Origin of the sequence: Anaerozeibacter quisquiliarum, assembly GCF_051162045.1 — a bacterium.
Lineage (GTDB): Bacteria > Bacillota > Clostridia > Christensenellales > Aristaeellaceae > Anaerozeibacter > Anaerozeibacter quisquiliarum.
In genome coordinates this window covers 27,470-52,907 of sequence record NZ_JBISDI010000003.1, presented here as the reverse complement: position 1 = coordinate 52,907, position 25,438 = coordinate 27,470, and the positions used below count along the sequence as shown (strand labels likewise).

The following is a 25,438-nucleotide window of genomic DNA, read 5'->3' as shown; positions in this document are numbered from 1 at the left end:
CCTCGGGGCGAACCGAGCACCGCAAGGGCTCTACGCTGATGAAATGGAGGCGAAGCAACATGCAAAAAGCCGGAAGTTGGGCGGACAGGAACCTGAAGTACCTGTTCACCGTGCCCACCATCATCTTTGTGCTTTTGATGGTGCTGTTCCCTATTATTTATACACTGATCCTCAGCTTCCATTCCTGGCGCATGTCGGCCAACATTCCATGGGAGTATATCGGCCTTGGCAATTATACCGAGATGTTCACGTCCAGCCGCTTCCCAATGGCCGCATGGCGCACTTTTATCTTCGCAATAATCGCGCTGTTTTTTGAGTTGTCCCTGGGCATTCTGATCGCACTGTTCCTAAACCGTAATTTCAAGGGCAAAAACCTGACCAAGACCGCGTTCCTGCTGCCGATGGTCGCGACACCGGTTGCGATCGGTATGGTTTGGAAGCTGATCTTCGAGCCGTCCATCGGCATCCTGAACTACATCATCCGCGGTCTTGGCGGTCCGAAGATCGACTGGCTGGGCTCCACGGCCAACGCGCTGTACGCGCTGGTCGCGGTGGACATCTGGCAGTGGACGCCGATGGTCATGCTGATCGTGCTGGCTGGCTTGTCCGCGATCCCGACAGAATCCTACGAATCGGCGCTGGTGGATGGCGCGACGCCGTTCCAGACGACAACCAAAATCACGCTGCCACTCCTGCGCCCCACGATCTACACGGCGGCGCTGTTAAGGCTGATCGACGTACTCAAGACATTTGACATCCTTTATTCCATGACGCAGGGCGGCCCTGGTTTCTCCACCGAGACGATGAACATCCTCGCCTACCGACAGGCGTTTGAATTCATGGAATTTGGGGAAGCGTCCTCGACGCTGATCGTCTTCTTCCTGATCGTCATGATGATCGCGGCGCTGACCATCAAGATCAAGAGCCGGACGGAGGTGGATATCTAATGAACGCCTTTGCCCGTTCGCGCACGAGGAGACTTCAAAACCGAATCCTGTTTTACGCGCTGGTGACCGTCATCCTTGTAGCGGTGTTGTTCCCTTTGGTCTGGATGCTGCTGGCGTCCTTCAAGACCAATGCGCAGATCCTCAACGTCAAGAGAATGTTCAGCTTCACGCCAACGCTCAAGAATTTCTACAACGTCTTTGTGAAGTACAACTTCGTAGCGCCGATCCTGAACAGCTTTATCATCAGCTTCGTGTCGACCATCATCGCGCTTGTCATGGGCCTTCCGGCCTCCTATTCGATCGCGCGCGAGAAAATGCACTTCTTCTCCGGCATCATCCTGATGATCCGCATCATCCCGGCGATCTCATTCCTGGTACCGTGGTACACGATGTTCTCAAAGCTGCACCTGACCGGTACCTACACTGCGCTGATCCTGTGCCACCTGATCGTCTCGCTGCCGCTGATCATCTGGATCATGATCCCGTACTTTGAAACGTTGCCCAAGGAACTGGAACAGTCGGCTTGGGTTGACGGCTGCTCGAAGTTTGGTGCGTTTTCGCGCATCTTGCTGCCGCTGGCGTCGCCCGGCATCCTGACCTGTGGCATCCTGGCGTTCATCTTCTCTTGGAACAACTTCATGTTCGCGCTGATTCTGAGCTCCACAAAGACGCTGACGTTGCCGCTGGCGATCTACCAGTTCATCTCTTATTCCAATGTGGACTGGGGTGGCATCATGGCGTCGTCGGTCGTCATCACACTGCCGATCATCGTCATCTCGTTCTTCCTCCAGCGCTACATCATCGCGGGCCTGACCGCAGGGGCGGTCAAGGGATAAACCAACAAGGGACAGGAGCGTATCACGATGAAACATAAGGTACTAAACACCATTCCGAAATCACTGTTTGAGACGCACTGCAAGCGGGCCAAGGCGCTGCTGGAAGACAACGGCTTTGAAGTCCTCACCTATCAGGGTGAGCTCGTCATGACGCCGGATGAAATCAAGGCGGTGGGCGGCGATATCTGTGCCGCGATCGTCGGCTGCGATGCGTGGACTGAGGAGCTCATCAAAGCGTGCCCCAAGCTCAAGGTGCTGGCTCGCTTTGGCATCGGCGTTGAGTCCATCGACCTCGAAGCGGCCAAGCGGCACGGCGTCAAGGTGTGCAACGCCCGGGGCATGAACAGTGACTCGGTCGCCGAAATGACCATCCTTCAAGCGCTCGCGGTATACCGCAACCTGATCAATCTGGATAAGACCACCCGTGAGGGCGGTTGGATGCGAAACGCGGGCCGTACCATCCACAACAAAGTGTACGGACTGATCGGCTTCGGCGCCATTGCGCAGAATGTGGCAAAATTGTTGTCCGGCTTCGGTGTCAAGGATATCCTGGCCTACGACATGGCCCCCAACAAAGAAGCCGCCGAACGGCTCCACGTCACGCCGACCGACTTCGACACCATCGTCAGCCAGTGCGATATTATTTCGCTACACGTACCTGGCACGAAGGAGACGACCGGACTTTTCAACGAGTCGGTCTTCCGCAAAATGAAGAAGGACGCGATCCTGGTCAACGTGGCGCGGGGTCCGGTGGTCAGCCAAAGCGCGCTTTATCGGGCGCTTAAGGAAGGTTGGATTGCCGGAGCGGGTCTCGATGTTTTTGAGGTCGAACCCACCGATCGGAACAATCCACTCTTTGCGCTGGACAACATCGTGATCACCCCCCACCAGGCGGGCGACACCAAGGAGACCTTCGACGCCGTCAGCTACTTTGACGCACAAGTCATCATCGACGTCATGAGCGGCAAAGAACCAGCCAATTGGCTCAATCCGTGACGGCATCAAGCGCCCCTCCATTTTGGAGGGGCGCCCTTCAGGATGAGAGGAAGGGTGACATGAAGGAGAACAAACTGCGGCGCCTGTTGAATCAAAATCTTCCCTCCACCGCGACACGTCTGTGGAGCACTTGGCCGTTTTATATGGAGGCACTGGGAGCAATCGGGCATTTCGACTATGCCGAGTTCATCGCCGAGTACGCGCCGTTCACACAAGCCGATCTGGAAAACCTGGCCCGGGCGGCGGAACTGCACGACATGGGGTCGATGATCAAGGTGGACTTCCTGAACCGCGGCTATGTTGCCCAGAAGGCCGTCGCGGCGGGCTTTCAAGCGATTCTTTTCACCGACTGCCGAAACACGGAACAGGTGGCCGAGTCCGTGAAGATGCTAAAGCCCGAAACCCCCGAATTGGGCGGCATGTTCGGCTTCCCCAACCGCCGCTTTATCGGTACGCAGAGTCATATGTCCCAACTGGAGCATGCAAAACGGCTCAACGAAGTCGTGCTGTGTTTCATGATTGAAAAAGCCGAGGCGATGGAGAACATCGAGGAGATCTGCTCCGTTCCTGGCGTGGATATGGTACAGTTTGGGCCATCGGACTACTCGATGAGCATGGGTGTCGATTTCGCGGATCATGTCCCGGAGGCGAAAGCCGCCGAACGACGCATGATCGAGGTCGCACTGAAACATGGCGTCCAGCCACGCTGCGAAATACCCACCGTCGATGCCGCACAGTACTATATCGACCTGGGCGTCCGGCACTTCTGCCTGGGCGATCAGTTCGCGGTGCTGCGGCAGTTCTGGACAAACGAAGGCGCAAAAATGCGTTCGGTGGCCGATGCGATATCCCTGGAATCTCGCCAGCCGGAGTAATACCAATATGCGCTGAAGCGGCAAGGGCGCCGCAGTACAATCAATGTGGATACACGGCGGCGCCCTTAAGCCGTCTTTGAGAAAGGGGCGAAACGGAATGCCAAAAATCGTTGTGCTGGACGGATATACGCTGAATCCCGGGGACTTGAGCTGGGACGGCCTGAAAGCCTTGGGCGAACTGACTGTGTACGACCGCACGCCGCCGGAACTCGTAGAGGAGCGCATCGGGAACGCGGAGATCGTCTACACCAACAAGACGCTCCTGACGGAAGAAGTGCTCAGTTCCTGCCCCGGCATCCGCTTCATCGGCGTGCTGGCCACCGGCTACAACGTGGTGGACACGGCGGCCGCCAAGGCCCGGAACATCCCCGTCGCCAACGTGCCGACCTATGGAACCGACGCCGTAGGCCAGTACGCCATCGCGCTGCTGCTCGAAATCTGCCACCACGTGGCGCACCACGCCGACGCGGTGCGCGCCGGGCGCTGGACGGAGAGCAAGGATTTCTGCTTCTGGGACTACCCCCTCATTGAGCTTTCCGGCAAGACTATGGGCGTCATCGGCTTTGGCCGGATCGGTCAAAGCACGGGCCGTGTCGCGAAAGCCCTGGGCATGCGGGTGATCGCCGTGGACAAGGTCCCCAGCCCCGCCGGGGCGGAGATCGCCGAATACGTTTCGCTGGACGAACTGCTCTCTGAGGCCGACGTGATCTCGCTTCACTGCGTACTCACGCCGGAGACGCAGGGCATCATCCGCAAAGAGACCATCGAGAAGATGAAGCCGGGCGTCATCCTCATCAACAACAGCCGCGGGCCTCTCATCGTGGAGCAGGACCTGGCGGACGCGCTCGAAAGCGGAAAGGTCTACGCGGTGGGGCTGGATGTGGTCTCCGTCGAGCCCATCCGCGCCGACAACCCGCTGCTTCACACGCCCAACTGCCTGATCACCCCGCACATCAGCTGGGCGCCCAGGGAGAGCCGCAAGCGGCTGATGGACATCGCAGTGGGCAATCTGGCCGCGTTCCTAAAGGGCGAGCCTACCAACGTCGTCAACTCCTGATAGAGTCCCAAGTCAACTTGATACCGGGCAAGGAACTCAGTCTAAGGTAAAATGACTGAGTCCTTTTTGTTATACAAGAGTCTAATTATTCCCCTGGCATCCGCTGACATCACTCATTGTAAGCACTCTCGCTTGGTATCACTTATTTTTCCGCCAAATTCCCCCATTTATCTTATCTAGGATGATCAATACTGCTCACCCAATCACGCCCGAAAACCATCCCAACCCGCCAAAACAGCCCGAAAGCACCCCACCAGGTCCACCGAAATCCCGTTTTTGTAGGATTGTCAAACATGTCGGACCGAAAAGGCAGCGAGGAAGTCATTCGGGGGACGCCACGAAAGGGGGCGCATCGGGAGATTGTTGGAGCGGGATCGACGAGCCGCGAGCTGCTGATAAAAGTCTGGGCGGGAGAAGAAGCGGTGTGCGCCGTAGAAACGCTTTTGGTTCTCTCTGTGGCTACGCTCGACCCAGCCGTTGTGCCTGGGCGTGCAGGGGCCGGATCAGCTTGTGGCGAATGCCGAGGGCAGCGGCGGTTTCTTCAAAGAGTGTTGGGGATGCGCGCTTTGAAGGGGAGAAACGGTTGGTGAACTCAAAGCCGTTGTCGGTCTGCACGCACTCGATGCGAACGCCCCGGCGCTTGAACCACGGCAAACCCCAAAGCGAGATCATCCAGGAATACGATCTGACCGCGTCCGCGTTTGACAAATGGGCGAAGCGGATCAACGCGACCGGCTCCGGAAAGAGAATCAGCGGCCGCGGATGGAAACGACGTATTAAAGCAAGCGGCGCCGATGTTCGCACGTAAGTTGTGCAACTAACGCTCTTAACTAACGGAAGATACCGATTCAGGATAGTAGCATAAGGGGTTTTACCGAGGCTTCGAGCCTGTTCAAAATTTGCTGTGAAAGAGGATGCCTTCCGTGGAAGAATAATACACAGGAGGCGTAAATATGCCACGGAAAAGCAAGCATGCGATCCCGGGTGAGAAGAAAGCCCTTTTGCCAGAGCTGATTAAGACCGTACGACGTAAGGGCGACGGCGGACCTGCAGGAGGCGCTGAAGGATCTGCTCGGGGAGGCGATCCAAACGATGCTGGAGCGGGAGATTGACACGCAGATCGATGAGCGGGAGGCGGACTATGCTGGCGCGATGAATATCCAGGCGATATCTGGACGCTTTCTTGACGCTTGGGCTCATTAGATTGACGCCTCCTTGATCTTCATTCTGACATAATCTCAATTACCGGAAGCGCGGTTATCAGTCCGGCGATTGGTGCATTCCGATGGAGCAGAAGTTTGTTAGGGGGCTGGTCTTGGATTGGATCGGAATTGTCATTTGGGCGATCGTCATTATCCTATTCGCTTTGTGCATCATTCAGTGGCGGATCAATCCACACGCTGAGTGAGCAAGCTGTTACAGTGTTCAATGCTCTGTACGGGTCACTCGCGACGAAACGAAGGCAAAACGGCAAAGGGATGAGAGGCTTACGTGAGATATTCGTCATATTGGAGAACCCATTCCGAGTCGTGTTATCCGGGCGTTATTGAGGAGTTGAGACCATGGGAGTTGTATTGGCGGTTTCAGGCCTGAGCGGCCTCGCCCTACTGGCCTATCTGTTTTACGTCTTGTTTCGGGGGGAGAATCTATGAGCCTTTATGTATGGCAGGACATATTCTATCTTGTGCTGTTGATCGGCTTGTCCATTCCACTGGGCGTCTATATACACAAGGTAATGGCCGGAGAAAGAGTGCTTCTGTCTGCGGCACTCGCCCCGATCGAAAAGGGAGTTTATAAGGTCATGGGCATCCGGAGCGAGGAGAAAATGGGCGCGAGGAAATACACGTTGTCGGTCATTGTGTTCAGTGCTGTTTGCCTCATCTTCCTGTGGATGCTTCAAATGCTGCAAGGCATATTGCCATTGAACCCTGAGAGAATAGAGAGGCCAAGCTGGCATCTGGCCTTTAACACGGCCGCAAGCTTCGTTTCCAACACGAACTGGCAGGCATACTCGGGCGAGTCCACACTCTCGTATCTGACACAGACGCTGGGGCTTACCGTCCAGAACTTCGTGTCCGCGGCAACTGGGATCGCCGTTTTGTTTGTGCTGATCCGGGGCTTTGTGCTCAAAAAGGAGAATGGCCTCGGAAATTTCTGGGTGGATCTGACGAGGGCGACGCTGTACATTTTAATCCCGCTCTCCCTGATCGTCGCGGTTGTGCTGGTGTCCCAGGGCGTGGTGCAGACGCTTGCACCCTATAAGCATGTTGTGGCTCTGGAGAGCGGCGCCGTTCAGAGCATACCGCTGGGTCCCGCGGCCAGCCAGATCGCGATAAAACAGCTCGGCACAAACGGCGGCGGATTTTTCGGCGTGAATTCATCCTTTCCGCTTGAAAATCCCATGCCACTGTCCAACCTGATCCAGCTTTTGTCCATCCTGCTGATTCCGGCTGCGCTTTGCGTGGCATTCGGGAAGGCGGTCAAGGATCGCAAACAGGGAAGAGCGATCTATATCGCCATGCTGATCCTGTTTGTGGCTTCTCTCGCGGCCGTAACGGTGAGCGAGGTATTCACCGCACCGGACTTTGCGGGTGTGGCGTCATCCGGCAGCATGGAGGGCAAAGAGGTAATCCATGGCGTGGGTACATCCGCCCTGTGGGCCACGGCGACCACCGCGGCATCCAACGGTTCCGTCAATGCGATGCACGACAGTTTCACTCCGCTGGGCGGTATGATCCCCATGTTCCTGATGCAGTTGGGTGAAATTGTGTTTGGCGGCGTGGGGAGCGGATTGTACGGAATGCTGGCCTTTGTGCTTCTGACCGTTTTTATTGCCGGGCTGATGGTGGGCCGTACGCCGGAATACCTGGGGAAAAAGGTCGAGCCCTACGATATGAGGATGGTATGCCTGATCGTGCTGATGCCTCCGCTGCTTACGCTGATCGGCACTGCTGCCGCCGTCGTGATGCCGGAGGCGGCGGCGTGGCTGACCAATCCCGGCGCTCATGGGTTTTCTGAGATCCTGTACGGCTTTTCCTCCATGGCCAACAACAACGGCAGTGCGTTTGCCGGATTCAACGCGAATACGGTCTTTACCAACGTAACGGGCGGGATCATTATGCTGCTGGTTCGCTTTGTCCCAATGGCGGCAGCCATCTTCCTGGCGGGGAACATGGCGCAAAAGAAGACGGTAGCTGTCAGCGAGGGAACATTGTCCACCAGCAACGCCATGTTTGTCGGGCTATTGATCGGGATTATTCTCATTGTCGCTGCGCTGAGCTTTTTGCCGGCGCTGGCGCTTGGTCCGATTGCCGATTATTTCTCCGCACGATAGAAAAGGGTGTGTATTTATGGAAAAGAAAAGCATCAACAAAGGCATGCTTGTGGACTCGCTGAAGCAGTCCTTCGCAAAGCTCGCGCCCCGCGTGCAGGTGAAAAACCCCGTCATGTTGGTGGCCTATATCGGGGCAATTTTGACGACCATCCTCTATTTCCTGTCCTTTGCCGGGATCAGAGATGAAAGCCGCGGCTATATTCTCGCCATTTCCCTGATCCTATGGTTTACCGTGTTGTTTGCCAACTTTGCGGAGGCGATTGCCGAGGGCCGTGGGCGCGCGCAGGCCGACACCCTTCGCAAGGCGCGAAAGGACGTTAAGGCCAGGAAGCTCAAGTCCGAGGCGAATGTGGACGAATTCACCGAGGTTCTGTCCGCCGACTTGAAAAAAGGCGATATCGTCTATGTCAAATCCGGGGAACAGATTCCCATGGATGGCGAGGTAATCGAGGGTGCGGCTTCTGTGGACGAAAGCGCGATCACCGGTGAATCCGCGCCCGTTATCCGCGAATCAGGCGGAGACCGCAGCGCCGTGACCGGGGGAACCACTTTGGTATCCGACTGGCTGGTCATCCGCGTGACGGCGGAGGCAGGCGAGAGCTTTCTCGACAAGATGATCTCTATGGTGGAGGGCGCGTTCAGGAAGAAGACACCCAATGAGATCGCGCTGCAGATTTTGCTTGTGACCCTCACCATCATCTTCCTCGTGGTCACGGCCACCCTGCTGCCTTACTCGGCTTTTGCAAGCGCCCAGGCCGGAGCCGGCTCCGCCATTTCCGTCACCAATGCTATTGCGCTTCTGGTCTGCCTTGCCCCGACCACCATTGGCGCGCTGCTCTCGTCCATCGGCATCGCGGGCATGAGCCGGCTAAACCAAGCCAACGTGCTGGCGATGAGCGGGCGCGCCATTGAGGCCGCCGGAGACACGGACGTGCTGCTTCTGGACAAGACCGGTACCATCACCTTGGGCAACCGGCAGGCAAGCGAGTTCCTACCGGTCGGCGGTGTGCCGGAGCGCGATCTGGCGGACGCGGCCCAGCTCTCCTCGCTCGCCGATGAAACGGCCGAGGGAAGAAGCATCGTGGTGCTGGCAAAGGAAAAATTTGGTATACGTGGCAGGGAGCTTTCCGGGCTGAACGCCACCTTTGTGGAATTCACGGCCAAGACGAGGATGAGCGGCATCGACTATAAGGGAAACGAGATTCGCAAGGGCGCCGCCGAGGCGGTCAAAGCATTCGTACTCGAGCGGGATGGCCAATATCCGGAGGAGTGTGAGCAGATCGTGCGGCGCGTGGCGGGTTCCGGCGGTACGCCTCTCGTAGTCGCAAAAAACGGTCAAGTGCTGGGTGTGGTGCATCTCAAGGATATTGTCAAAAACGGTGTGAAGGAGCGCTTCGGAGATCTGCGCAAGATGGGCATTAAGACCATCATGATTACCGGCGACAACCCCATGACCGCGGCCGCGATTGCCGCGGAGGCAGGGGTGGACGATTTTCTGGCGGAAGCGACGCCCGAGGCGAAGCTCAGGCTTATTCGCGAGTACCAGGCCAAAGGACATCTGGTGGCCATGACGGGAGACGGCACCAACGATGCGCCGGCATTGGCGCAGGCCGATGTAGCCGTCGCCATGAACACCGGCACTCAGGCGGCAAAGGAAGCGGGCAACATGGTGGACTTGGATTCCAGCCCCACCAAGCTCATAGACATCGTGCGTATCGGCAAGCAGCTTCTGATGACGCGCGGCGCGCTGACCACCTTCAGCGTGGCGAACGACGTGGCGAAGTATTTCGCAATCATACCAGTATTGTTCTTTGGGATCTACCCGCAATTGACCGCCTTGAACTTTATGAGACTGACCAGTTCCACCACCGCGATCCTCTCGGCGATCCTCTACAACGCACTGATCATTGTAGCGCTCATTCCGCTGGCGCTCAAGGGTGTGAAATACCGGGAGCTGCCGGCCGGGAAACTGCTCAAGCGGAACATGATGATCTACGGCTTGGGTGGTATCGCGGCGCCCTTTGCCGCCATCAAACTGATCGACATGCTGCTAACCGCGTGCGGCATCGCCTAAGGAGGATGACTTGTGAAGAATATGATCAAAACGCTGAGGCCTGCGCTTATCCTCCTTGCGATCATGACCGTTCTGTGCGGCGTGATCTACCCCGGCATTGTGACTGGAATCGCACAGGGAGCATTTGGGCACAAGGCAAACGGCAGCATTATCACGGTGAAAATGGAAGATGGAACGGAAAAAGCCTATGGCTCCGCGCTCATTGCGCAGGAGTTCACCAGGCCGGAATACCTCATCGGGCGTCCGATGGGTACGACCAATCTGTCGCCCGTAGGCGAGGCGCAGAAAACACTCGTCCAAAATCGCATCCAATGGCTGCATTCTATTGATCCAGACAATGACACGGATATCCCGATGAATCTGGTCACCGCGTCCGGAAGCGGCGTCGACCCCCATATCTCACCCGAGGCCGCGGCCTATCAGGTGGCGCGCATCGCGCGTGAGCGGAACATGAGCGAGGATGCCGTGCGGGCAATCATTGAAAGGTGTACTACAGGACGGTTCCTCGGCTTCTGGGGCGAGCCTGCCGTCAACATCCTCAAGGTGAATTTGGCGCTGGATGGCTTACTGTAGCGGGCAAACGTGGTATGATATTCGATAGAAGGGCGGTGAAGCGGAATGAATGGAATGGACGGGCGGCCTGATCCCGACGCCATACTGGAGGATATCCAGGCGCATCAGGACATGCGGCCGGGACGGCTGAAGATCTTCTTTGGATATGCGGCGGGTGTCGGAAAGACCTACGCCATGCTTGACGAGGCGCGGGAGCGATACGGATGCGGCGTAAATGTCCTGGTCGGCTATATCGAACCGCATACCCGCCCGGAAACCATGCAACTGCTTACGGGCTTGCCGGCATTGCCGCCCAGGAAGATCCTGTACAGGAACATCGAGTTGCGGGAGTTCGATCTGGACGAAGCGCTCAGGCGCAAGCCGGATCTGATCCTTGTGGATGAACTGGCCCATACGAACGCGGAAGGCGTGCGCAATCGAAAGCGGTATCAGGACATTGAGGAACTGCTCAGCGCCGGGATCGACGTGTATACGACCGTCAATGTTCAGCACATGGAAAGTCTCAACGATGTAGTCGAGAACATCACAAAGATCAGGGTTCAGGAGACGGTGCCGGACTACGTCTTTGACCGCGCGGAAAAAATCAAGCTGATCGATATCGAACCTGACGAGCTGCTCAGGCGCTTTGAAGGAGGAAAGGTATACCGCCCCGAGCAAGCCCAAACGGCCATGCGCAATTTCTTTACGCGGGAGAACCTTCAACTGCTGCGCGAGGTTGCTCTGCGCAAGGCGGCGGACAGGGTTAGCAATGAAAACCAGAGCGAGCGGCGCGTATTGGATAAAATGGCGAATACGAAGCTGCTTGTCTGCATCAGCCCTTCCCCCTCGTCCACAAGATGCATCCGATGGGCGGCACGGGCGGCAGAGGCTTTCCACGCGCACTGGACAGCATTGTATATCGAAAGCGTTGAAAGCGAACGCCTCAGCGAGGAGCAGCAGAAGACAATCCGCATAAACATAGACTTGGCTACAAAACTTGGTGCGGAAGTCGTCACTTTGACCGGGTACGATATTGTCGCTACCGTATCTGAGTATGCGAAGCTCTCCGGAATCACCAACATTGTGGTCGGCAAAAGCAGAAACAAAAAGACGATCAGGGGCCTGTTTGAGATGGCTTTTGAGGACAGGCTGATCTCCCTTTTGCCCAACATCGAAGTGCATATCATACCCGGCGGCGCGGCGCGGGCCGGCTACAGAAGGCCTCGTCAGACGGTTCGCAATCTGGATTTTAGTTTTTCCTGGGTGGACGCGGCCAAGACGCTTGGTCTTCTGACGGTTGCTACGCTGCTCTCCTTTGCGCTGCGCAGGCTGGACATCGGGGATCAAAATATCATTATGGCCTTCATTCTCTCCGTTTTGATTATCTCGAGGATCACTCAGGGATACGCGTACGGTGTCGCCGCCTCCGTGATCAGCGTGCTGATTTTCAATTTCTTTTTTACAGAGCCCTATTTTACCTTTAACGCCATCCGGGCAGGCTACCCGATCACCTTCGTCATCATGTTATTCGCCGCACTGATCACAAGCACGCTGACGGTGCGGGTTAAAACACAGGCGAAGCTGGCGGTGCAAAGGGAACACCGTACCGAGGTTTTGTATGAAATCAGCAAAAAACTGCTCGCCACGCGCGGGCTCGACAATATTGTCGCCCTGACAAACGAATACCTTGTCAATCTGTTTGACCGGTCAGTCGTCTTTTTCACCACGGACCCCGAACAGGGTTCGGATGGCCGCGCTCTGCAGGCCGCGCAGGATGCCGATTCCACTGTTTTGAACTCCGCCGACGAAAAGGCGGTCGCCCATTGGGTATTTGTCAATCAAAAATACGCGGGCGCGGGAACTGATACGTTGATGGGCGCAGTGGCGTTTTACATGCCTGTCATTTCGCAGGGGCGCACGCTGGCGGTTTTGGGGGTATCCTGTGTAAATGGCACGCTGGATCACAGCGCCCGCCTGTTTTTGCGCATGATTGCCTCGCAAGTGGCCATGGCGCTGGAGCGTCAAAATCTCTCGGATGAGCAGCGCGGCATCATCGTCGAGGCGGAGAAGGAAAAGATGCGCAGCAATCTCCTGCGCGCGATCGCCCACGACCTGCGCACGCCGCTTGCCGGCATTCTCGGTGCCAGCTCCGCCATCCGTGAAAACGGCAAATCACTTGACGAAAGCATCCGGGAAAAGCTGAACGCCGACATCCAGGAGGAAGCCCAGTGGCTGATTCGCATGGTGGAGAATCTTCTATCGGTGACCAGAATCAATGAAACTGCGTCAAAGGTGACGAAACATCCGGAAGCGGCAGAGGAAGTGGTTGCGGAAGCGGTCAGTCGTATCAAAAAGCGGTTTCCACAGCGTGCTGTCAATGTTCGCGTACCAGAGGAGCTTCTGGAGGTTCCTATGGACGCGACCCTGATTGCGCAGGTGCTGATCAATCTCTTGGAAAACGCCATCAAGTACTCTCCAAGTACGGCGCCCGTCGAAGTGCATCTAAAGAAAAGAGGCGATTCAGCTCAGTTTGAGGTTTTGGATCATGGGAAAGGGATCGCGGATGAGGATTTCCCCTATCTGTTTACGAGCTATGTGCCCAACGGAGTCAAAAGCCCGGATTCCTCCAGGGGAATGGGCATCGGCCTATCCATTTGCATGACGATCGTCAAGGCGCACAACGGTCAAATGGAGGCTGAAAACAGGAAAGAGGGTGGTGCGGTATTCCGCCTCACCCTGCCCTTGGTCTAAAAGGAGCGATGATCATGGATGTAAAACCCGTGGTTCTGGTCGTGGAGGATGAGGCGGCTATCTGCAACTTTATCCTGGCGGTCCTTGACTCAAATGGCTACCGGACGATGAGAGCGGTCACGGGAAAAGAGGGGCTTTCCATGGCTGCTTCTTACGTGCCCGATGTCATTTTGCTGGATCTGGGCTTGCCGGATCTGGACGGCGTGGAGGTTCTCAAGCGGATACGGTCATGGTCGAATATCCCCGTCGTGATCGTATCGGCACGCGGACACGAACGCGAAAAGGTGGAGGCTCTCGATCTGGGTGCGGACGATTATGTCGTCAAGCCCTTCGGGACCCCGGAACTGTTGGCCAGAATCCGTACGGCGATTCGGCACAGCCCACAAAGCATAGGCGCCGCCCCCAGCGGCGAGGAGAGAATCACCATTGGCGAGCTTGAAATCGATTATGAAAAGCGGACGGTTTCTCTTTCAGGAGAAAAGATACACCTGACGCCCGTCGAATACAAAATCATGGCGCTGCTTGCAAAAAACGCGGGGAAAGTGCTTACGCATGACTATATCATGCGGGAGATATGGGGCCTGTATTCGGGCGACAGCCATACGCTGCGCGTCAACATGGCCAATATCCGAAGAAAAATAGAAGTGAACCCCGGTGAGCCCAAATACATTTTGACAGAAATGGGCGTGGGATACCGAATGGTGGAGGAATTGCCCTGAGAGGACTGCGAGGAAAGCGGACGGCATGTCAAAAAGGGATACTGCGCGACGATTGAAGCCATTGAGAGACCGTCCCGAATTTTGAGTAAACCTCCAAGCTGTGGTAGAATAAACCGGCATGGAGGTTAGGCGCATGGGGAAGCGGAGAATGACGCCGGAACGAGCGGAGTTGCGCAAGCAGCTCGGCACGCTCATGGCGGGAGCGGGGATCCAATCCGTGGAGGATATCCGGGAACTGTTTCGGGAGATGATCGGCGGACTCGTGGATCAGGGACTGGAAGGCGAACTGAACGAGCAGCTAGGCTACTCGAGGTACGATTATCGGAACAAAGATACGGATAACAGCCGAAACGGGCACAGTGAGAAGAGGCTCAAAACGAGCTACGGAGACGTGGAAATCCAGGTTCCGCGGGGCAGGAATGGCGAGTTCGAGCCGGGGCTGATCAAGAAGCAACAGACCACGCTCAGCGGCGACATCGAAGAGGCCATCCTGTCGATGTACGCCAAGGGAATGACGACCGGGGATATCGAAGCGCACATCCGGGAGATCTACGGTCTTTCGGTATCGGACACGACGATCAGCCGGATCACGGACAAGATTCTCCCCGTGGTGAAGGAATGACAGGCGCGGCCGCTTGAGGAAATCTATGCGGTGGTTTATATGGATGCGGTGCACTTCCACGTTCGTAGAAGGTCAGATCGTGAAAAGGCGGTATACCTCGTCCTGGGCCTCGACATGAGAGGGCACCGAGACGTGTTGGGCATGTACATCGGGGAGAACGAGAGCGCGAAGTTCTGGCTGACGGTGCTGAACGATGCGACGGCGTATATTGATGATGTGGCGGTGGGGTGAATTGTTAAAAAATCCATTGCGCGTCATGGGTGTTTGTGGTATAATTTTGTTAATCACAAATTATAGAGGAGTGTGTTTCTTATGACCAGCAAAGAAGTTGCAAAGTCGATTGATGTCCCCAAGTTCCCGGAACATATCCACTGCGAGCAAGACGGCAAGCGGATTGTGATCAAACTGAGCGAAAGAGCGGTTGGTTGTGCAAACAAGAAGAACGCCAATATGCAGGAGGACGAAGCGGCGTTTGAGACTTGGGTGCTGCTGTTTCACGAAAAAACCCAGAGGGAGGTCTTGCTTGATGTGCAGGAAGGGGTTCATCTTAAGGACATCGATCAACTTCCACACAAACACTATGGCCGCTTTCTTTACCGAGCGCTTCGGTTTTCCGAGGGCTTTGGTTGGTTCAAATTGAGCGAGCCAATCAAGAAAAAGGCAGACGATTTGAAGAAACTCTTGAAAGATGAAAGAACCATCAACAATGTCCCGAATTCAAAAAATGACGAGGGTGATTCAAACAAGCTGGAAGCACAAGTGGAGAAAGTGTTAGAGGAAATGGGCGTCTCTTTCTTGCCGGAGGTTGATCTGCATCGACAATTGCCTGTCGGATTGTTTAAGAGCGACGTCAAATCAAACAACAACATCTTCACAGGCGGCAAATCTGCGATTGACTTATGGGGGATTGATGGTGATGCTTTCCATTTGATTGAACTCAAGGCAGGCGGCAACAAGAAACTCGGCATCATATCCGAAATGTTCTTTTATGCCAATTATGCCTATGATGTGTTCTGCAATGGCAGGTTTGGCGGCGAAGCATTCACCATAAACCAAGAATTGGGGATTAGAGGATACCAAGAGATTCTAAACCGCCGCCCTGCAGCAGTATGCGCTCATACACTGGTCGAAAAGGGAAAGGAACACCCTGCCCTCCAGCGAGCCCTGACGGCATTGCGTGAGTACGAGCACGATAGAATCATGTTTGATGGCACTGTAAATACGCATGACATATGCATGGAAATAACCATTGACTCTTTGCCAAATCCATAAGAAAGGAACCCCAATGATCGAATTTCAAGGCCAATTCGGAACTGCCAAGATCTTCACCGACACCGCCGAGCTGAGTGCGATCACGCAGATTGAGCATCTGCTGAGTCAGTCGTTCATGGCGGGCAGCAAGGTACGCATCATGCCGGATGTTCACGCCGGGATGGGTTGCACAATCGGCACGACCATGACGATCACGGATAAGGTTGTGCCCAACCTCGTCGGCGTGGACATCGGTTGCGGCATGGAGACCGTGCTGCTCAAGGACAAGCGCTTGGAGCTTGCCCAACTCGACAAGGCGATTCACGCGTACATCCCGGCGGGCTTTGATGTTCGGGAAACGCCCCATCATTACAATGATGAGATCGACCTGAGCGCTTTGCGTTGTGCCAAGCATGTCGATCTCGACCGGGCGGCGCGCTCCATCGGTACGCTCGGCGGCGGCAACCACTTTATTGAATTGGATAAAGACGATGAGGGGCGGCTATACCTCGTCATCCACTCCGGCAGCCGAAACCTCGGCAAGCAGGTGTGCGACCATTATCAGAACATGGCCGCCGACAACTTGAACCGCACAAGTAAGGGCGCAGACCGGGTGCTGGCGTATCTTGAGGGAGAGCCGCTCGCCGACTACCTGCACGACATGGCCATCGTGCAGCGCTACGCCGACCTGAACCGCAGGGCCATCGCGCACGAACTTGAGAAGCGCGTGAAACTTAAGATCGCCGAACAGTTCACAACCGTACACAACTACATCGACCTCGACACCATGATCCTGCGCAAGGGCGCGATCTCCGCACAGGCGGGCGAAAGGGTGCTGATCCCCATGAACATGCGCGACGGCAGTCTGATCTGCACAGGTCGCAGCAACGCCGACTGGAACTGCTCCGCCCCGCACGGCGCAGGCCGCTTGATGAGCCGCTTCGCCGCGAAGGAACAGGTCACGCTCTCGCAATTTGAAAAGGCGATGAAGGGTATCTACTCCACCACCGTGAACCGCTCCACCCTCGACGAATCGCCGTTCGCGTACAAGCCGATGGAGGAAATCATCCGCAATATCGGCGACACAGCGGAAATTGTCCGGGCAATCAAACCGCTGTACAACTTCAAGGCGGGACAAGACTGATCGTCCACGGCCACGCATCCCGCCGTCCAGTCACCGGCACTGCCGTGGTCGTGGATCATGATCTCGCCGCCCAATTTCGTGCCCCACGGGGGGCCGCTTACCCTCGTCGATGGCGCGGACGATGGCAGCGTAAGTGGGTTGATCGATCAGGCCGCTGTCACGCGCCGCTTCAGCATCTGACTTGTTTGGGTCGGATATGCCGAGGGAGAGGTAGTAGCGGCTGTTGTCGTTTCGGGTACACACGCAGTACTCATCCTCTGGCGTTTTACCGTCTCCCGCCTTCTTTTTGTGCCCTTCGGATGATGGCCCCAGCCCCGCCGGGAAACAGGTCACCAGCACCACCGAGTCATCCCATAATTCCAGAACACGCGCCGACTTTTTTATCCCGATCTTCGTCATATATGCCTCAATCAAACGGCTTCATTTCGCATTGTACCCCATGCCCATATAAGCATTGCCTGCCTGCAATTCGTCCAACATCTGGGAGAGCCGCTTTTGGCGTGTTTCCTCGCGTTTGGCGCGGGTGATCCATCCGATGTAGCCATTGCGCTGATACGGTGGACGAGCATCGTACGCACCCGCAGACCGTGATGATCGAGCGCAGCGGCGATATAATCCGGCATGGGATACCGCTCCCTCGCAGTCGGCTCGGCGAAGGTGGATTTGCCGCTTTTCGCCTGTTCCACACGCCAATGCACGATGCCGGCAATCAGCGCATGGTCAATTGGATTGCCAAGTGGAAACTGAACTGCCCCTTGGATGTTTTATATCCCACCAGTCGCTCTGCAAAAGCGGCGGTTGCTTCGCCGCCGGAATAGATGCTGATATGCTTGGTGCGCGTCGCAAAATGGACGATATTCTCACCCTGCCGGAAGGCAGGCATTTGCCACGACATTTTCTCGATGGTTTCCGGTTCGGCGGCACGGATGGTTTCGCGGATGGCGTGCAAAAGCGGTTGAACATCTGGGGACTGATCGGCGGTGTAGTCGTCAATGGTGCTGATATTGCCACAGAAGTGATCCTGTTCTGCGTTCTTAAATGCCCGTCCGCATTTCGGGCATTTCCACATGGGCAAGTCACGTCCTTTCGCATGCGCTATATCCTGACCATTCTGTTGGCCTGTGGTTCTTGGTTCATGGTGCAAGGATACCAGGAGGGGAGGCCAGCCGTTAAGGATCGGATTGAGGGATTGGATATAGGGTGCTGGTCTTATTCGATCTTTTCACAAGTTTCCCCGACCCGAAAGACCCGTGATGAAGTGGTCTGCGCATCACCGCCACCCGATATCCCAATACCGACCCGCAAAAACCGAAAATCCCCCCGACATCACGGGACATCAGGCATCGTCGCCCACTTTATGCAATTATGCGAAATTCACTGGTCTTATCTCTCGGTAGCATAGACCTTCCAGACCAGCGCTCTCAAGCCAAAACTGCCCTTATCCACCCAAATTCCGTCGAAATCGCGCCGATATATGCGCGAATCCGCCAAACCCACTCCGAAAACACCCCATCCGACCCGCCAAAACCCCATTTTGGGCGTTGACTTTGCCTAAAAACCCTGCTATAATGATCTACGCTGGTTTTTGCCTTGGAGAGATGGCCGAGTGGTTGAAGGCGCTGGTCTTGAAAGTCCTAGATGAGCGTACAAACCCAGCAAATACGGGGGCTTTCGCCGATGTTTGACATCGGTGTTTATTTTTTCGGGGGCAATTCTGATGGCAAGGGTAAATGGCTGTATACTGATATGGCTTTACTGGATTCAGCCGTCGGCTGAAGAATTCCCTACTGCTCGTTGGAAACGGGCTCAGAGAGGAAATCGAACGGGCGCTGCGCAAGGTTTGTGAGGGCGAGCTGCTTGGCAAGAGTGCGGATTTCAACGACGGGATTCAACGCGGATCACCGCTTTTCAGCAGGCTAGAGTAGGCCTGGATCGGACGCTGACTGGCGACCACCAGGCTGTATTTCAGCGGCAGCATCACAGGCGTAAGCCGAGGCGGTTCAGGCTTGGATTTGAAGTATTCTACCTGCTTGACTGCCTCCGCGGTGAAGTCGCCTACCGCGAGCAGAAGGCGCAGGAGCGCAGAATCAAGCAGGCGCAGATCCCCACTTTCAAAGACTTCGACTCCTTCGACACCGATGCCGCCCATGACCCACAACACCAAGGTGGTTCTCCCCTACGAAAAGGATGAGCAGGAGAAACTAGCGGCCGCCTTTACCGAGGAAAAAAACGGACGGCTCCGCTTCCGCTGCGGATGGGGAGCCGTCCTTATCTTGGAGACAGGCTTGCGCGCGGGTGAGGCGCTGGCGCTGGAATGGGGAGATATCGACGAGGAGAAGCGCACGCTAAAGGTTACAAAAAACATGGTTCGGGTGAACGGGAAGAACACCGTCCAGCGCACCACCAAGACGGACTCGGGCAAGCGCACGGTTCCCCTCAACGGCCGGGCTTTGGAGGCCATCCAACGCCTAAAGGCACAGGAGGTTCACGGATGCCCCTACGTGTTCGCCACCCAGACCGGCAAGTACCTGAGCTACCGAAATCTGCTCGCCACCATGGAGAAGGCCTGCGAAGCGGCGGCCATGGAGCACCGGGGCCTGCACGCACTCCGACACTCCTTCGCTTCGAATCTATACGCTCGGAGCGTAGAGGTCAAGGTCATCTCGAAGCTCCTCGGCCACGCCAGCGTGGAGATTACCTATAACCGATACATTCACTTCTTCGAGGGCGAAATCGACGACACCCTCCGGCAGGCAGTTGGGGCGTGAGGAACGACAAGGCGGGCAGCTCTGCTGGGGACGGCGGAGACGCTCGCCTTTTTTTGACTTGATGCACTAACGAAGGATTTCACAACTGTTCCTCATCCGGCCATTCGCGGTCAAGCTGTTCGGCAAGCTTGAAAAGGTCTTGTCGCCTGTGGATACCAAACTTGTTATACATCTGGTTGGTGTACTTGGTGATCGTCTCAGGTTTCACACCCATTTCTTCGGCAACCTCAGAGCGGCGCAAGCCCCGCATGATGCAATCCGCAAGCTGATGTTCGCGGCGAGTCAGCGGGGAGAGCGTGTGTTGCAATAAGGTCCTCATGCGCAGGGCATGAAGGGAGTCCTCCTCAATTTGCGGTGCGTCATCCGATCCGTTGACGGTCACCAATGCGGGGGCAGGGTCCGGCTGGGTGACCTCGTCCGCTTTCTCCGCAACAACCCCAATCAAATTCTCCAATGTGCGACTACGGAGGCTATATTCCAAATATGGTTCCAACAGCAGATATAGAATAGCAAGCGCAACGGCAATGACGAGATAAACTACATATAGAACAGTCAGATTGTCGCGCAATGCGTCAAGCAACGCCGCCTGTATCAGAGATGCCGCGAACCCAAGCCCCATGATGCCCGGCGTAATGAACCGGGAGGGATACTGCCGCGCCATGACAACGCCGAGGTAGGATGACATACAGCTAACAATCCAGCCCGCACCGAGCAGCGCGCAAGCAGGAAGTGCCAGCACAGGGATATACAGCGAAGCAATGGCTAGGAGAAAGCCGAACGCTCCCACGGCGATCATGGCCGCCGCACTTTTCAGAGGCACGATGTGAAGCCTTTTCCAAAGCGCCGCAAGGCTTATGCCACAGACAGCGGAGGACAGGTAGTATACGGAGATGCCATGTTTCACGCTGTATGCAACAGCACTGCCAAACAACGCAATGACCGACGAGAATCCAATCAGCGCAAAAAGCTGAACCATAAATGCCTTCGGCTTGACAAGGCCGTCAGATTTTTTCGCATGGTCTGGCCAAATGCTTGTAGGCATCTTACAGAAAAATAGCAACAGCATGATAAGGGCAACGATCATGAAGCTATGAAATACGCCAAAGGATACGGGCACCACATCATTCTGCAGGATGGCGATCAAACATCCGGAGGAAATCAAGGAAATGACCACTTCCTCAATCGCCGTTTTCTCCGTAAGCAGATTGACGATGACTGCCATTAGGCTACCGATCAAAAAGATACAGCATAAGGCTTGTACATAAAAAAGCGTCGCTGCCATATACGGCGCGAGCGGCAAATAGAGCATCAGTGCGCAAAGTAAGGCAGTGCCGACGCTTATCCTTGCCGCCATCACGCTGTGTCGCTGTAAGAAGACCAGAAACAGAATGTCTAAAATAAATCCTGCCGCAACAAGGGTGGCGATCACCCCGCTGTCTACCGCAAAGGGGATCGGCGTTCTGGCTCCGATTGAAAGGGTTTTGCCGGAAAACAGCATGACCCCCATCTGCCACGTTGTAAACATAGAAAGGCAAAGGAGCCATGGTAACCCCACGCTTAGCCGCTTATCTTCATTCAGGGCGAGCATCGGATGGCGATTCATTCTTGCCCCCTTTTTCTTCAATGCCCATATTATAGTGGATCGGGCAGGTTCAGTCAACGGAATGCTGGTTTTCTTCAGAGAACTGCACGTCTCATCCATACCTTATGGATGGTTTCCCTGGGGAAACGTGCTATTCTGACCGTAGCATTCGTGCGGGAAAGCGGGGTGAGTACCATTGAGCAGTAAAGGGTTAACGCCCCCTATGCGGCCATCGCAGCAAGCGTTTGAGCGGCAAATCCAATATGACTCGTCCACCCAAACCTTTACGGCGCATTGTGCTGTCTGCGGACAGGCGAAACAACAAAGGGAACGGTGGTTTCACAGCCGCGACAAAACGATCCTAAATCTGCGCCGGAAGCTGTTGTTTTGCGGCATCTGCGGCAAGTGGGCATGCGAGGACTGCTTTTTGATCGACGATGGAAAAGGCAATGGCATCGGCATTTGTACCGCATGTGCTTCGGCACAAGGTATGACCGGACTGACCAGCGCACAATTTGAGGAGGCGTGGCCGGACATACAGCACCCGATCCGAAAAAGGCTGGAGGCCGCAAGGCGAGCCGCTCAAAAGAGCAATCAAGACAAACGATGAGGGGGTATTTTATATGAAACGGATTCTATCTTTTATTTTAGCGTCTACACTCATGTTGGCGCTCGGCGGGTGCGGAACAAAAGAACCTGTGGGAAACAAAGAAACTGGAGGGAAAGCAACGATGGAACTTAAGTCTATGATAACGCTTCCGGACTATCTGCCCAAGGATTTTCGGCTCTTTCCGGATGGTGCCGTGATCGTTGATGGACGCGAACACCCGCCGGCAAAGGCATACGAAATCACATATCTCAGTGACAGTTCCCTCGAAACGCTACGGGACTTTTATAAGGCCGCACTGAAGGATGGCAAAAACTTCTCTTCGACGGAATTTGGGGATGGATATAACGTTTCCGCCAAGATAAACGATATTGATTATATCGCAACGATCCTCAAACTAACCATGGGCCCGGATACCGGAAGATCATCCGTACACTTGAGCGTTAGGGGGCTAAAAGAAATCTCCGATGGCAGCGATAAGCCCAAGGGCGAGGGTAAGGCATGGCCTTCCGCAGATTTGCCCGGCGTTCCTGAGCTTAAGGGACATATCAAAAGCGTCGAAATCGATGAAGATGACCATGTTGTCAGAGTTGATGTAATCGTGGATAGCGCCGATGCGGTGAGGAACTACGTTGGAGAACTTGAAAATGCAGGATTTAGGAATCTCCCATCTCCCGAGAACTTGGAAGACGAGCACATGGAGTTTGATGGTTCAAGTAACGCTAGTTATATCAACATTGGTTATAAGGGTTCGGAAAAATCCGTGTGTATCCAGTATATGAAAAGCGGGGAGTAATGATATGGCGAGTTGCAAGCAGCCCTGTATCCATTGCGGAGAATTGATCGAACGGGATTCACGCCTTTGCGCCAAATGCAATCGTCGCAACCCATTTGGATATTACTGTCCGACCTGCCTGCGTGAGATACAAAAAGGGCAGATGCTCTGCTCCGGCTGCGGCAGACCGCTCTATGTAAGTTGCTCCGCCTGTAAGCAGCAGACATTTGTGGGTGAGTGTTGCGAGGCTTGCGGCGCAAGTTTGCTGGTTTCCTGCGTGAATCCCCGCTGCGGCGATGTGCAATTCTTTGAAAATACACAGTGCACGACCTGTGGTAAGAAAATAAAGCGATAAGTTGGAGGGAGATAATCGTGCTACAAGCATTTACGCGAAACTACGAGGACAATTCAACCGATGCCGGATTCCAGTTCACCTTTTACTGCGACATCTGCAACGATGGCTACAAATCCAGCTTTATCGAGAGCAGCACCTACAAAAAGCGTGGGTTTATGCGCGGCATCGGGGAAGGAGCATATATTTTGGGCAATCTGGCGGGCGGTGCATTCCATAACTTAGGTTGGGGTGCAAGCCGCGCGTCGGATATTCTATCGGAGCGATTTCATGGTCAGTCACCCGATTGGCAAAAGGAACACGAGCAAGCCTTCGAGCGCGGGCAGAACGAAGCAAAACGGCATTTCCACCGCTGCCATTCCTGCAACAGCTATGCGTGCGATTCCTGTCATAACGAGGACGAGGGGCTCTGCACCAACTGCGCCCCCCGGCAGGAAATTGCAGTAGCAAAAGCCCGCGCCGATGCTATGCGGCGCAATATCGAAGAAGCAAGTGAGACCACAACCGTATGGCAGGGCAAGATTGACAGCAAAACCACTGTCTGCCAAACCTGCGGGAAGCCTGCGGGTGCAGGGAAATTCTGCAACAACTGCGGGGCCTCGATGGATTTGAAACCCTGCCCCAAATGCGGCGCAAAAAACGCGCAAACCGTTCGCTTTTGCAATAACTGTGGGCAGAATCTGGCGCAGGCGGAAACGTCAAGCGGCAAATGCGGCTCGTGCGGGGAGCAGAATCCACCCGGCACCAAGTTCTGCGGCGGCTGCGGAGGCAAGCTGCAGGTCTAAGCGGTCTCGTACACAGAATCAGAAATAGGAGGGTTTCACCATGATGAAAAGATTGGTTTCCGTACTTGTTTTGTTGATGCTGCTTATTCCAATTGCTGTTCCGGCGCATGGTGCGCCGCCCCAAGGTGTTGACCGCAGCAAGATTAAGCCTCTTTTGTCAGAGCGTTATCCCGTCATTTTCACAGTGGGCAAGCTTTCTTTTGAAGGGCAGTTGGCTCGCTTGCGGCAGCCAACAGAAGAAGATATTCAAAAAGCCATCGAGAAAACGCTGAAACAATTCGAAAAAACCGAGGCGGAGATTGGCGAGGCAGCGGCTTTGGTGGAAAAGGTTACCCGCGACAATACCTTTACAGTAGAGGACTCAAAACGCGTAGGAAAGGAAATTCGCGAGTTCATTCTGAAGGCGACAAACCTTGATACGCCCGTGGAGGTCATAGAGCATATTATTGGTCTGAACGATCGTCCGCTGGATGAATTTATTCTGGATACGGCAGAGGACGCGCTGCAAGATAAGACGGTTGATTTGATATTGGGTGAGGTCGGCGGGCCCGTAACGAAGGTCGCCGAGGGCTTGATGTTCTTATCAGAAAAGTATGAGCAGGATAAGCAAAAATGGAAAGACAGAGCAGATGCCGTAAACGCTAACCGGCTGCTGATGGATTTTTACAAGAAACTGAACGAAAACTTGGGGTTTATGGCAGACGAACTTCCCCAGGGCTGGAGAATATCTATGGTGGATGCGATGAACAACAGATATTTTACTTTCTTTGGAATACCAGGCAATTTGGAAACGTGGACAGTTAATATGTCGCTCGATAAAGATGACAAGGGGGTTACGAGAGGGCCTGAGGGGAAATATATAGGTCATATCGAAATTGAAATCAAGTATGAAATGAGCAAATTTGACGAAGGGATACCAGATAAATACCAAGATTGGATCGAAGGATTGTATTCGGCTGTGAATGAAGAGATCGGATTTAAGTGGACTTATAACAATGAAGGTTCATGCACAAAAATCTACCGAGATTTGATGGAGCCCGAGCATTACAGCGTTCATATATTTACGATGGGGCGCGGGAAGATTCCCATGGATTTCACCGACGTTGACGATTATAAAATAATAGAGATTGATCGGACGATAGAAAGAAGCATGGATCATGCTGTTGAAGGTGCCACTTTTCAGGCGAAAAGCACGATGACATTCAAGGCAGACAACAAAGAGGAACTTCTGTATACCTACGATCCGCAGTACTTCAAGGTAAGCATAGGTGGGCGCGCAAAAACAATACCCGAGCAAAGGGTCACAGGTGAAGTCCCTTGGGATTCATCGATATGGGATTCCTGGGACAAAAATGATAAGGAGCTAGAAATCATCTTCCCTGAAAAATAGTGGGGAGATGATACGCTTCGG

23 protein-coding genes and 1 pseudogene are annotated in these 25,438 nt (G+C 54.9%); 18 read left to right on the top strand and 6 right to left on the bottom strand.

What is annotated here, in order from left to right:
• The first annotated feature begins 59 nt into the window (after positions 1-59).
• From ACH6CV_RS01960 to ACH6CV_RS01940, 5 genes are all read left to right on the top strand, one after another.
• A complete protein-coding gene (locus ACH6CV_RS01960) occupies positions 60-947 on the top strand; it encodes a carbohydrate ABC transporter permease (protein ID WP_456356471.1) in 888 nt (295 codons plus the stop codon).
• A complete protein-coding gene (locus ACH6CV_RS01955) occupies positions 947-1,783 on the top strand; it encodes a carbohydrate ABC transporter permease (protein WP_456356470.1) in 837 nt (278 codons plus the stop codon). The genes ACH6CV_RS01960 and ACH6CV_RS01955 overlap by 1 nt, the downstream gene beginning before the upstream one ends.
• Before the next feature lie 27 nt (positions 1,784-1,810).
• Complete coding sequence (locus tag ACH6CV_RS01950) at positions 1,811-2,779, top strand: phosphoglycerate dehydrogenase (protein ID WP_456356469.1); 969 nt, start codon at positions 1,811-1,813, stop codon at positions 2,777-2,779.
• Positions 2,780-2,838: 59 nt separating this feature from the next.
• Complete coding sequence (locus ACH6CV_RS01945) at positions 2,839-3,654, top strand: HpcH/HpaI aldolase family protein (protein ID WP_456356468.1); 816 nt, start codon at positions 2,839-2,841, stop codon at positions 3,652-3,654.
• A gap of 97 nt (positions 3,655-3,751) precedes the next feature.
• The gene (locus ACH6CV_RS01940) at positions 3,752-4,711 is read left to right on the top strand and encodes a D-2-hydroxyacid dehydrogenase (RefSeq protein ID WP_456356467.1); all 960 of its coding nucleotides are present in this window, start codon (positions 3,752-3,754) and stop codon (positions 4,709-4,711) included.
• Between the two features lie 459 nt (positions 4,712-5,170).
• On the opposite strand, the gene ACH6CV_RS01935 is transcribed toward ACH6CV_RS01940, so the two are convergent.
• On the bottom strand, positions 5,171-5,437 hold the full coding sequence (locus tag ACH6CV_RS01935; RefSeq protein WP_456356466.1) for a hypothetical protein: 267 nt from the start codon (positions 5,435-5,437) through the stop codon (positions 5,171-5,173).
• A 922-nt stretch (positions 5,438-6,359) separates the two neighbouring features.
• Between ACH6CV_RS01935 and kdpA the strand changes: the two genes are divergently transcribed.
• The 8 genes and pseudogenes from kdpA (at position 6,360) to ACH6CV_RS01895 (ending at position 17,158) form a co-directional block, all read left to right on the top strand.
• Positions 6,360-8,045 (top strand): potassium-transporting ATPase subunit KdpA, encoded by a 1,686-nt coding sequence (gene kdpA / locus ACH6CV_RS01930; protein WP_456356465.1) that lies wholly within the window; start codon positions 6,360-6,362, stop codon positions 8,043-8,045.
• Between the two features lie 16 nt (positions 8,046-8,061).
• A complete protein-coding gene (kdpB, locus tag ACH6CV_RS01925; RefSeq protein WP_456356464.1) occupies positions 8,062-10,119 on the top strand; it encodes a potassium-transporting ATPase subunit KdpB in 2,058 nt (685 codons plus the stop codon).
• A gap of 12 nt (positions 10,120-10,131) precedes the next feature.
• The gene (kdpC, locus tag ACH6CV_RS01920; RefSeq protein WP_456356463.1) at positions 10,132-10,692 is read left to right on the top strand and encodes a K(+)-transporting ATPase subunit C; all 561 of its coding nucleotides are present in this window, start codon (positions 10,132-10,134) and stop codon (positions 10,690-10,692) included.
• Positions 10,693-10,737: 45 nt separating this feature from the next.
• Positions 10,738-13,422, top strand: a complete 2,685-nt coding sequence (locus ACH6CV_RS01915) for a DUF4118 domain-containing protein (protein ID WP_456356462.1) — start codon at positions 10,738-10,740, stop codon at positions 13,420-13,422.
• A 14-nt stretch (positions 13,423-13,436) separates the two neighbouring features.
• The gene (locus ACH6CV_RS01910) at positions 13,437-14,141 is read left to right on the top strand and encodes a response regulator (protein WP_456356461.1); all 705 of its coding nucleotides are present in this window, start codon (positions 13,437-13,439) and stop codon (positions 14,139-14,141) included.
• Between the two features lie 133 nt (positions 14,142-14,274).
• A pseudogene (locus ACH6CV_RS01905) lies at positions 14,275-14,958 on the top strand (IS256 family transposase); the annotation flags it as partial.
• 117 nt (positions 14,959-15,075) lie between these two features.
• Positions 15,076-16,035, top strand: a complete 960-nt coding sequence (locus ACH6CV_RS01900; protein ID WP_456356460.1) for a hypothetical protein — start codon at positions 15,076-15,078, stop codon at positions 16,033-16,035.
• A gap of 13 nt (positions 16,036-16,048) precedes the next feature.
• Complete coding sequence (locus tag ACH6CV_RS01895) at positions 16,049-17,158, top strand: RtcB family protein (protein ID WP_456356459.1); 1,110 nt, start codon at positions 16,049-16,051, stop codon at positions 17,156-17,158.
• 30 nt (positions 17,159-17,188) lie between these two features.
• Here the strand turns inward: ACH6CV_RS01895 and ACH6CV_RS01890 are convergent, their stop codons facing one another.
• The 4 genes from ACH6CV_RS01890 to ACH6CV_RS01875 all read right to left on the bottom strand — a co-directional run bounded on the left by ACH6CV_RS01890 (position 17,189) and on the right by ACH6CV_RS01875 (position 19,322).
• On the bottom strand, positions 17,189-17,557 hold the full coding sequence (locus tag ACH6CV_RS01890) for a hypothetical protein (RefSeq protein WP_456356458.1): 369 nt from the start codon (positions 17,555-17,557) through the stop codon (positions 17,189-17,191).
• 21 nt (positions 17,558-17,578) lie between these two features.
• Positions 17,579-17,851 (bottom strand): YdeI/OmpD-associated family protein, encoded by a 273-nt coding sequence (locus tag ACH6CV_RS01885; RefSeq protein ID WP_456356457.1) that lies wholly within the window; start codon positions 17,849-17,851, stop codon positions 17,579-17,581.
• A 16-nt stretch (positions 17,852-17,867) separates the two neighbouring features.
• Positions 17,868-18,227 carry an iron chaperone gene (locus tag ACH6CV_RS01880; RefSeq protein WP_456356561.1) on the bottom strand — a complete coding sequence of 120 codons (360 nt, stop codon included), beginning with the start codon at positions 18,225-18,227 and terminating at the stop codon, positions 17,868-17,870.
• 819 nt (positions 18,228-19,046) lie between these two features.
• Entirely contained in the window at positions 19,047-19,322 is a 276-nt protein-coding gene (locus ACH6CV_RS01875; RefSeq protein WP_456356456.1) for a hypothetical protein, read from the bottom strand.
• Here ACH6CV_RS01875 and ACH6CV_RS01870 point away from each other — a divergent pair.
• The gene (locus tag ACH6CV_RS01870) at positions 19,297-19,926 is read left to right on the top strand and encodes a site-specific integrase (protein ID WP_456356455.1); all 630 of its coding nucleotides are present in this window, start codon (positions 19,297-19,299) and stop codon (positions 19,924-19,926) included. The two genes, ACH6CV_RS01875 and ACH6CV_RS01870, sit on opposite strands and share 26 nt — an antisense overlap.
• Positions 19,927-20,005: 79 nt before the next feature.
• Here the strand turns inward: ACH6CV_RS01870 and ACH6CV_RS01865 are convergent, their stop codons facing one another.
• Positions 20,006-21,529, bottom strand: a complete 1,524-nt coding sequence (locus tag ACH6CV_RS01865) for a LuxR C-terminal-related transcriptional regulator (RefSeq protein ID WP_456356454.1) — start codon at positions 21,527-21,529, stop codon at positions 20,006-20,008.
• Between the two features lie 175 nt (positions 21,530-21,704).
• Between ACH6CV_RS01865 and ACH6CV_RS01860 the strand changes: the two genes are divergently transcribed.
• The 4 genes from ACH6CV_RS01860 to ACH6CV_RS01845 all read left to right on the top strand — a co-directional run bounded on the left by ACH6CV_RS01860 (position 21,705) and on the right by ACH6CV_RS01845 (position 25,417).
• Positions 21,705-22,118, top strand: a complete 414-nt coding sequence (locus tag ACH6CV_RS01860; RefSeq protein ID WP_456356453.1) for a hypothetical protein — start codon at positions 21,705-21,707, stop codon at positions 22,116-22,118.
• Positions 22,119-22,131: 13 nt separating this feature from the next.
• Positions 22,132-22,911 carry an LptM family lipoprotein gene (locus ACH6CV_RS01855; RefSeq protein ID WP_456356452.1) on the top strand — a complete coding sequence of 260 codons (780 nt, stop codon included), beginning with the start codon at positions 22,132-22,134 and terminating at the stop codon, positions 22,909-22,911.
• Positions 22,912-23,262: 351 nt separating this feature from the next.
• Entirely contained in the window at positions 23,263-24,027 is a 765-nt protein-coding gene (locus tag ACH6CV_RS01850; RefSeq protein WP_456356451.1) for a zinc ribbon domain-containing protein, read from the top strand.
• Between the two features lie 40 nt (positions 24,028-24,067).
• Positions 24,068-25,417, top strand: a complete 1,350-nt coding sequence (locus ACH6CV_RS01845; RefSeq protein ID WP_456356450.1) for a hypothetical protein — start codon at positions 24,068-24,070, stop codon at positions 25,415-25,417.
• The last annotated feature ends 21 nt before the right edge of the window (positions 25,418-25,438 follow it).